General features: G+C 60.6%; 4 protein-coding genes and 3 pseudogenes. All 7 read left to right on the top strand.

The annotated features are described in order from the left end of the window. Positions 1-513 precede the first annotated feature (513 nt). The 7 genes and pseudogenes from ACP7CD_RS18310 to ACP7CD_RS18280 all read left to right on the top strand — a co-directional run bounded on the left by ACP7CD_RS18310 (position 514) and on the right by ACP7CD_RS18280 (position 8,490). Positions 514-1,313: pseudogene (locus tag ACP7CD_RS18310) on the top strand (transposase family protein). Between the two features lie 291 nt (positions 1,314-1,604). Continuing rightward, a complete protein-coding gene (locus ACP7CD_RS18305; RefSeq protein WP_426120823.1) occupies positions 1,605-4,412 on the top strand; it encodes a hypothetical protein in 2,808 nt (935 codons plus the stop codon). A gap of 20 nt (positions 4,413-4,432) precedes the next feature. Beyond that, the gene (locus tag ACP7CD_RS18300; protein WP_426120822.1) at positions 4,433-4,720 is read left to right on the top strand and encodes a hypothetical protein; all 288 of its coding nucleotides are present in this window, start codon (positions 4,433-4,435) and stop codon (positions 4,718-4,720) included. Between the two features lie 444 nt (positions 4,721-5,164). Continuing rightward, positions 5,165-5,964: pseudogene (locus ACP7CD_RS18295) on the top strand (transposase family protein). Positions 5,965-6,463: 499 nt separating this feature from the next. Then, entirely contained in the window at positions 6,464-6,844 is a 381-nt protein-coding gene (locus ACP7CD_RS18290; protein WP_426120821.1) for a hypothetical protein, read from the top strand. A 509-nt stretch (positions 6,845-7,353) separates the two neighbouring features. After that, positions 7,354-7,594: pseudogene (locus tag ACP7CD_RS18285) on the top strand (IS3 family transposase); the annotation flags it as partial. A 66-nt stretch (positions 7,595-7,660) separates the two neighbouring features. Next, positions 7,661-8,490 (top strand): IS5 family transposase gene (locus ACP7CD_RS18280; RefSeq protein ID WP_426120824.1). Its coding sequence is split into 2 segments (ribosomal slippage): positions 7,661-8,012 and positions 8,012-8,490, totalling 831 coding nucleotides; the frame shifts between segments, so codons are not numbered across the junction. Positions 8,491-8,668: the final 178 nt, after the last annotated feature.

Here is an 8,668-nt window from a genome sequence, read left to right as displayed (position 1 = left end):
TCGCCCTCCGGGCCCTCGGGGTGGTGGCTGGGGTGGGATCAGCGGGGCGATCAGCTCCCACAGACGGTCATCGACCATCCACGACTGCGTCCTCGTCGTCATGGAGGCACAGTCAACCGTTCCCCGGCGGGCGGGCAACGACGAATCAGGTTTTGAGACCAGGTCTTATTCTGAAATAACCTCTAACTTCGTATGAAGTCATGCCCGCAACTGGCCGGCATGCATTAGACCGTGTCTTCACCACCGGCCCGCGGGCGGATCCACTACAAGACGAGCACTACTGGCCGTCAGTCACCTACAGAGTCACACGCGCCGGCGACGAAGACATTTCCATCATCAACGTCACCTATTCGTGCGGCTATCCCTCCCCGTACTTCCGACACGCTGAGGTTTTCTCACCAGGATGAGTGGTCGCGCGGTGGCTCGGGCTGGCGGCAGCAGCAGGCTGGCATGGCGTAAGGCCCATGAGCAGGATGGAAATCGCCAGAAAGTCATCCGCCGCAAGGACCCTACGTGTTCACCTACTCTGCCATCTGCGACGTGCCCGCCGAAATCATTGATTTCCTCACCGGCCTGCTGCACCGCCACCGCATGACCCATGATCGGCGGCCCTTCCAGCGCGCCGGCACGGCCCGCACCAAGGCCAAGCTCGTGCTGCGTTGGTACCGCGACGGCACCCGCCTGGCGTCTTCGGCCCGGAGTCACGGGCTGTCTCAGGCCACGGCCTACCGGTACCTGCACGAGGGCCTCGACGTGCTCGCCGCTCAAGCCCCCGAGTTGCACGAGGCCTTGGCCACAGCGCAGGAGAACGGCCTGCCCTACCTGACCCTGGATGGCACCTTGCTTCCCACCGACCGGCTCGCCGAGCGCACCGAGGCCGGCAATCACGCCTGGTATTCGGCGAAGCACAAAAGGTTCGGCGGCAACATCCAGGTGATCGCCGACCCCACCGGCTTCTCCCTGTGAACCTCCCCGGAAGAGCCCGGCTCCACCCACGACATCACCGCCGCAAGACAGCACTGCCTGGGCGCCCTGTACCCGGCCGCCGCGGCCGGGCTGCCGGCCGCGGCCGACAAGAGATACCAAGGCGCCGGGATCAGGGTGCACCACCCGATCAAGGGTCGCCATCCGGGGATCGATACGCGCACCTACAACACGTTCCTGACCGGGATGCGCGCCATCGGGGAACGAGCCAACGCGCTGCTGACCCAGCGCTGGGCGCGCTGCGCCATGTGACCATCTCACCGTCACGGATCGGGGCCATCGTCGCTGGCGCCCTCGTGCTCACCGTGCTCGAAAGAGGATCCCGGTGAGAAAACCTCCATGTGAGAAGCGGTGTCTTGACTAACTCTATGCGGTGCAACGCGTTCGACTGATTCTGTTGAAAATACATCTCAAAGCATGTTGCTCACAGCTTCGTCTGTAACGCGAGGCAGTAACGCCGCAGTAACGCACTGCGAAAAGAATTAAGGCGTTAGATCGGGCTCGGCTCCCGCGAAGGAGGGAACAGTGCCATCGTCACCAAACGCCGCGGGTGCGGGTCCGACGTGCTGAGCATTACCCTCGAGCCTGCGCTACCGATGGCGCCGTCCACGACGGCGACAGTGGAGTTCGAAGGCTTGAGGGCAACTACCAAAATTGGCCTGGACCCGACCAAAGCCGTCGACGAGCTACGAAGAGCGTTGCTCTCGGGCCCAATCCGGATGGTCGTGGAGGAAGCCGCGCGCCGCGAGGGGTCAGCAGTCGCAATTCACCTCGACATACAGGAACCCAATCTCTTCAAGGCGACCTGGGAAAAGTTGCGTATCGAGCAGCCTCTGCGCCATCAACCGGTTGTGCGCGTCGCCAGAGGCGACGCGATGCGGGCCCTTGTCCCCGTGGACTTGCCGGTCGATCTCCTATTCGGCTCACTGCGTGTGAATGAAAACTTAGCTGCCCTACCAGACCCAGCAGCTATGCGCTACTTTCGGGTTACTCAAAGTGCTCCGGCCACGCTGGACGTGCTAACAAAGATCTGCTCCGGCGCAATCTTCGACATCTTGCATCTTCAGGGTCCCGCTGAATGGCGCGGGGATGCGGGCGTCCTGCTATGTGAGTTCGGCCCTGCAATCGATCATGGGACCCTTGGGACGTTGACTGTAGAGTCCAGCGTGCGGCTGCTCATTTTGGAGGTGGCAGGCACCGAACTTGGGCCAGCGTTGGATCTGGCCCACCGAAGCCTGCGGGCAAATGGTCCTTCAATCGTGGTGCTCTCGAAGGCACCGGTCGGAGAGCCAGCGCATGCTGAGCAGATCTACCTAGACTTGGTTCACGACATCGACCTTGACAACGCGGTGGCAGCCCGACAAGCAGCTGGGAGCCACGCGGCACTGTTGCGGCACCACGGCGGCGAGCACCAGATTCGGATCTCCTCGACGGTCCCGTCGCTCGCCGCGGACATCGCTGATTACCACACGGCCGCCGAACGTTTGCTGACAAGGCACGAAGCGCGAGGACGCACTCCTATTGACCGTAGGGACCGCATCCCGGACGACAACGGTGTGGAGGAAGTAGCACGAGCAATCACGGACCTAGATGGCTGGCGCAGAATGACGCTAGACTACGCTCACGAATCCGGTGCGTGGGTGCCACTCCGTGACGCGGCCACGGGGCTAAAAGACCTGCGCGAAGCGTTGCCCGAATTGTTAAGTACGCAACGCGTAGTCAACACATGGTTTGCTGAGGACGGCGGCGATGTCCCCGCGACCCAGGCTCTGGCGGCTTCGCACCGATACTTTCTCGCGGTCCAGATCGGACTTGCGCAGGCCAAGAGCATTAGCAATTTGCCAACAGCCTTGCCTGAGGCCCTCCTGCCGCTCGAGACCGGCAATGGGGTTAACATCGACGTGGTTCTGTTCAGCCGCGACTTCAGCACGGACGTGGGTCAGCATGTGCTGCTGCTACCGCCGCCACCCGGCGAGAGCAACGTCCTGCTGGTCCCCGTGACCACTCCGCCGCGCGCAGGCCTGGCGACGGCGCGCCTATGCCTCTATCACAAGCACCAACTCCTCCAGTCGCTGAGGATTACGGTGACTGTCGCTGAGTCAAATGGGCTGGCCGGCGTCCAAGATGCGGAGACGGATTTCGTCCTGAGTGGGAGCTTCGAGCATGTCGAAGACCTAGAAGCCCGAGCCATAAACATCGTCGTGAACGACGACCCTTCAGGAAGTCACACGATAGGAGTGATGGGAGCCGGCGGGCCACGCAGTCTGCATCTGACGGACCAGCAGATGGGATCGAAGGCAAAGGCGGTCCGAGAGGCACTCCAAGCGGTTTGCAGCACCTTCAAGCGCGACGGTACCCCGAACCGGTATCGCTTCGAGCCTGACAACGAGGGGCCCCCCGGCGCCATTCTGGAAGACATCAGAGGGCTCGCGCGGCTCGGCTCGACCCTTTACGCCGACATGGTCGCCGGGAAGGACTGGGAGTTCCAGGACGAGCTTGAGGCCGCACTTCACCTCCCTACGACGATTCAGATTGCCGTAACGTCATCGGCCTCACGCGCGTTTCCGTGGGCTCTCATCTACGATCAGCCGCTTATATCCGAGCCCAACAACAAGCTGTGTGAGGAGTTTTTGGCTGGCATTACACGTGGTGGACCCCCTGGATGGCTCGATCGACTCAATTGCTTCAGTACGCGCTGCCTCAGCGCAGATGATCCGAATGTCATTTGCCCGTCCGGTTTTTGGGGCTTCCGCCACGTAGTCGAACAGCCCCTAAGTACTCACCGGCAACCACGAGGAAGCATCGATCACACCGTTTCGCCGTTTGCCCAGGATGCGCCCAGAGTTATTGCGGCCACCCCCTCTGGCGTAAACATGCTCATGGCAGTCAGCGAGGACCTAAGCCAGCTACGCAGCCATCAGGCCGATGTGGAAGCGATCCGTTCTTACCGCACGGACGTGCGGAGTGATCGACTCCAGATCGGCGCAATGTTGAATCGACCAGACCTCCACGTCGTGTACTTCTACTGCCACGGGGGCCGAGAAAAGACCGACGTCTGGCTGGGCGTCGGCCACAAGCAACGGCTACTCCCCTCGGACCTAATCCACTGGAAGGTGCGATGGGCGAGTCCCAACCCCCTCGTATTTATCAATGGATGCGAAACGGTGGGGGTCACTCCCGACGACCTAATATCCTTCCTCAATAACTTTGCGTTCTGCCGAGCATCAGGAGTCATCGGTGTGGAGATCACAATCCCCGAGAAACTGGCCAGTCGATTCGCGATCGATTTCCTGTCCAGATTCGCCGCCGGGGAATCCGTGGGGCCGCTGGTGACTTCAGGCCGCAGGCGTCTTCTCGAAGTCGGTAATCCACTGGGACTCGCTTACACGCCGTACTGCGTTGCCGATCTCAGAGTCCACAGTCAGTGACATAAAGGAAAGGTCTGCACATGCTCGAGGTTATAGGTGCGATCGCGTTCGGACTGGTCATCGGATGGGTGACATATCGAACGCTGAGGCGCAACACCGAAACGGTCTCCTTGTCGGACATCGCAACGGTTTTCGCAGCAGTGGGCGGCGCCGCAGTCACCACACTCTTCCAGGACGACACGACGATGTTCGCGTGCTACTCAATCGGTTTGGCTGCCGGATTCTTCGGGTATTTCATTGTGGGGTTGATCGCGAAGGACAAAGCTCCTGACTGGATGCTCGACCGCTCGCCCGGCGGGTATCGATAATTGGGTGCGGTCTCGCACTTCACAACGGAACTTGAGCGACGCCAGTCGTGCACGTTCGGGCTTGAGCCCCGCCCATGGAAGTTTACCTGCGCGGCCTGCTACTGAGAGCAGACGTAAACCGCCGATCCTGAGGACGACCTGTTCTGCGTAGCGCCGGAAGAGATCCCCAGTGAGGGGATTCTGCTTATTAGGCAGTTCAAATTCGCACGCACTCCTAATGGCAAAACGCTGCTTTTGGATAGAACGTCAGAACAGACAGGTCGTTGTGAAGACTCGTCCGACGTGGGTTGCGACAGGGCCCGTACTTCCGACACGCTGAGGTTTTCTCACCAGGATGAGTGGTCGCGCGGTGGCTCGGGCTGGCGGCAGCAGCAGGCTGGCATGGCGTAAGGCCCATGAGCAGGATGGAAATCGCCAGAAAGTCATCCGCCGCAAGGACCCTACGTGTTCACCTACTCTGCCATCTGCGACGTGCCCGCCGAAATCATTGATTTCCTCACCGGCCTGCTGCACCGCCACCGCATGACCCATGATCGGCGGCCCTTCCAGCGCGCCGGCACGGCCCGCACCAAGGCCAAGCTCGTGCTGCGTTGGTACCGCGACGGCACCCGCCTGGCGTCTTCGGCCCGGAGTCACGGGCTGTCTCAGGCCACGGCCTACCGGTACCTGCACGAGGGCCTCGACGTGCTCGCCGCTCAAGCCCCCGAGTTGCACGAGGCCTTGGCCACAGCGCAGGAGAACGGCCTGCCCTACCTGACCCTGGATGGCACCTTGCTTCCCACCGACCGGCTCGCCGAGCGCACCGAGGCCGGCAATCACGCCTGGTATTCGGCGAAGCACAAAAGGTTCGGCGGCAACATCCAGGTGATCGCCGACCCCACCGGCTTCTCCCTGTGAACCTCCCCGGAAGAGCCCGGCTCCACCCACGACATCACCGCCGCAAGACAGCACTGCCTGGGCGCCCTGTACCCGGCCGCCGCGGCCGGGCTGCCGGCCGCGGCCGACAAGAGATACCAAGGCGCCGGGATCAGGGTGCACCACCCGATCAAGGGTCGCCATCCGGGGATCGATACGCGCACCTACAACACGTTCCTGACCGGGATGCGCGCCATCGGGGAACGAGCCAACGCGCTGCTGACCCAGCGCTGGGCGCGCTGCGCCATGTGACCATCTCACCGTCACGGATCGGGGCCATCGTCGCTGGCGCCCTCGTGCTCACCGTGCTCGAAAGAGGAGCCCGGTGAGAAAACCTCCATGCATAGTGACCATGGCCATCATCGACCAGCGGACTACGCTACGCCCGGAATCAACCCAGTGAGTCCACCAAGATGGTCATCTATATATATTTGTTCTCTCGGCTCCACGAGATATTTCATTCGCGGGAAAACCAGTCTGCGTCGTGATTCATCGATGCTGATACCAGTCAGAGACGTTGACCGGCAAATAATCTATTGGCGTGCACCCGTTCGACGTCCGCGGTCCTTGTTGACATTCCGCGTAGTCGCTATGCCAAAGACGGCAAGCTCCCCAGCACGCATAAGGTCAGATTTGCTCTAGAAAAACATTGGGCAACGGGGCGCATCAGCGCTCAATTTTTTAAATATACGTAATGGTAGTACCGCCTCAGTAACGGCCGCAGGTGCACGGTGTACATGCCGCAATCTTTGGAAGCCAGAAAGACTAAGTGCGTCAAGCCCTGCCTGATTGCGGCATATTTGATACCTAATTTTAATGAGGTCAACGATGAGTGACACGAATCCTTCACTCCCTTCGGGGATGGAGTCAGCAGAAGAGCAGCAGCTTGATGAGGACCAGCTAAAGCTTCTGTTTGGAGGTGAGGGGGGCACCGATGAACTTAGCGGCAGCGGATACACCTACCGTCACGACTGGGGCGACAGACGTGGCTGGTTGAGGCTTACCCTCAATTCGGGCAATGTAACCCGCCACACTCGTGTATTCGTCTCCGTTGGAGAAGGTGCTGCAGGCGGAGGTAAGATTGTGGGCGCAGCCCGATACACGTTGCACAACGTCGGCGTGCAGGACGGCAGCATCACCACCCGGATTCATATTGACCACAATGATCCAATTCGACTTTCCGTGGACTACCTTATCATTAACCCCTAATGCGCAGCGATAAAAGTATGGCATTAACCGCTAATGCATAATTGGTGGCCATCGCCGGCCGCGGCAATTTGTCGATTGCTGCGGCCGGCGATTCCATAGTAGTTAATATGCAGCATAAATCGGTTGGTTAAAAACTAAGATGCAAACTGCAGAATCAATTCCATAATATTCAAATCAAGAAAGTTGCCCTTGGGTGATGTAAGTTGTAAGAAAATTACGAAACGAATTATATCCGGAGCGTCTATTGGGTTGTGACATTATAGTAAAGCCCATTAATTTTCCCTCACTGGTGCCAATCGACTCGATGGGGTAACCATGGGTCAACGACCGGACTGTATTGTGCAAATTTTTGTAGTAGACCCCACGATCCCATAAAATTCATGGTAATGTTGACTTGATTTTAAAGTCACCCCGTGGTGACTAGTGCTGTCTTGAATCTAATGTAAACTTCTGATCTCTCTAGCACTGCACGTTTTGTGATAGTGAAAGTACTTGACAGATGATTTTAATCACGAAAGTTCGTTCACGCCCTGGACCCGCTCTGCTTTGTCGATTCGCTGGGACAGGGGGGGTGGAGTCGGGGACAATGCCGCCATGGGGAGCTTTTTCGCCTCGTTGCAGAATCATCTCCTCGACCGCCGCATCTGGCCTTCTCGTCAGCAGCTACGGACCGCGATCGTGACATGGACTGAGCGGACCTACCACCGGCGCCGTCGGCAAGCCCGACTCTGGCGATTGACCCCCATTTAGAAGTGGTTTCAATAGTTATGGGTGAGTCATTGAGCGGTGCCTGCCCGGCTGGTGATCATGGCTGCCATGACGAGTCAGAAAGCCTTCGGGCGGCTGGTTAGCGACCAGTTGTGGGAGTTGCTGGAACCTTTGATCCCGCCACCCCCGCCGGCGAAAGACGGGCGCACCGGGCGACCGCGCGTGGATGACCGAGCGGCCCTGAACGGCATCCTGTTCGTGGCCGAGCACGGCATCGCGTGGAAGAAGCTGCCCGTGGAGCTGGGCTTCGGCTCCGGGATCACCTGCTGGCGTCGGCTGCGGGCCTGGCAGGAAGCCGGGGTGTGGGACGACCTGCACCACGCCGTGCTCGAGAAGCTGGGTCAGGACGGCCAGCTCGACTGGTCGAGGGCGTGCCTGGACTCGGTCAGTGTCCGGGCGAAAAGGGGGGCGAGCTGACTGGGCCCAACCCCACGGACCGCGGCAAGGCAGGCACCAAGTACCACCTGCTGGTCACCGCTGACGGATTGCCGCTGGCGGTGGCGATCAGCGGGGCCAACCGGCACGACTCCATGCTGGTGGAGCCGATCCTGGACGGGCTGGCCCGGGTCAAGGGCCGAGGACGGGGACGTCCACGGCGGAGACCGGGCAAGCTGCACGCGGACAAGGCCTACGACAACAAACGGGTGCGCCGCTACCTTCGCCGGCGTGGCATCACCGCGCGGATCGCCCGCATTGGTGTGGACTCCAGCGAACGGCTGGGCCGCCACCGTTGGGTCGTGGAACGCACGATTTCCTGGTTGCTGGCCTTCCGCCGCCTGGCCATCCGCTACGACCGCAGCGCCGCCACCATCACCGCTGTCGTCACCCTCGCGGTCACCGTCATCTGCGCCCGGCGACTGCCACGGAAAAACTATTGAAACCACTTCTTAGACCTGGTCTTAAAACCCAGTCTGTCGTTGCCGGTCGTCCCCTAGGGCGGTTGACTGTGCCTCCATGACGACGAGGACGCAGTCGTGGATGGTCGATGACCGTCTGTGGGAGCTGATCGCCCCGCTGATCCCACCCCAGCCACCACCCCGAGGGCCCGGAGGGCGA

Source organism: Kocuria sp. LHG3120, assembly GCF_049897445.1.
GTDB lineage: Bacteria > Actinomycetota > Actinomycetes > Actinomycetales > Micrococcaceae > Kocuria > Kocuria rosea.
Note: the sequence above shows the minus strand (reverse complement) of the source record. Positions and strands in the feature narration are given on the sequence as shown.

What these genes read in the sequence shown, in the direction of transcription:
- ACP7CD_RS18300 (WP_426120822.1), top strand. Translation starts at nt 4,433, where the DNA reads ATGCTCGAGGTTATAGGTGCGATCGCGTTCGGACTGGTCATCGGATGG.
- ACP7CD_RS18290 (WP_426120821.1), top strand. Translation starts at nt 6,464, where the DNA reads ATGAGTGACACGAATCCTTCACTCCCTTCGGGGATGGAGTCAGCAGAA.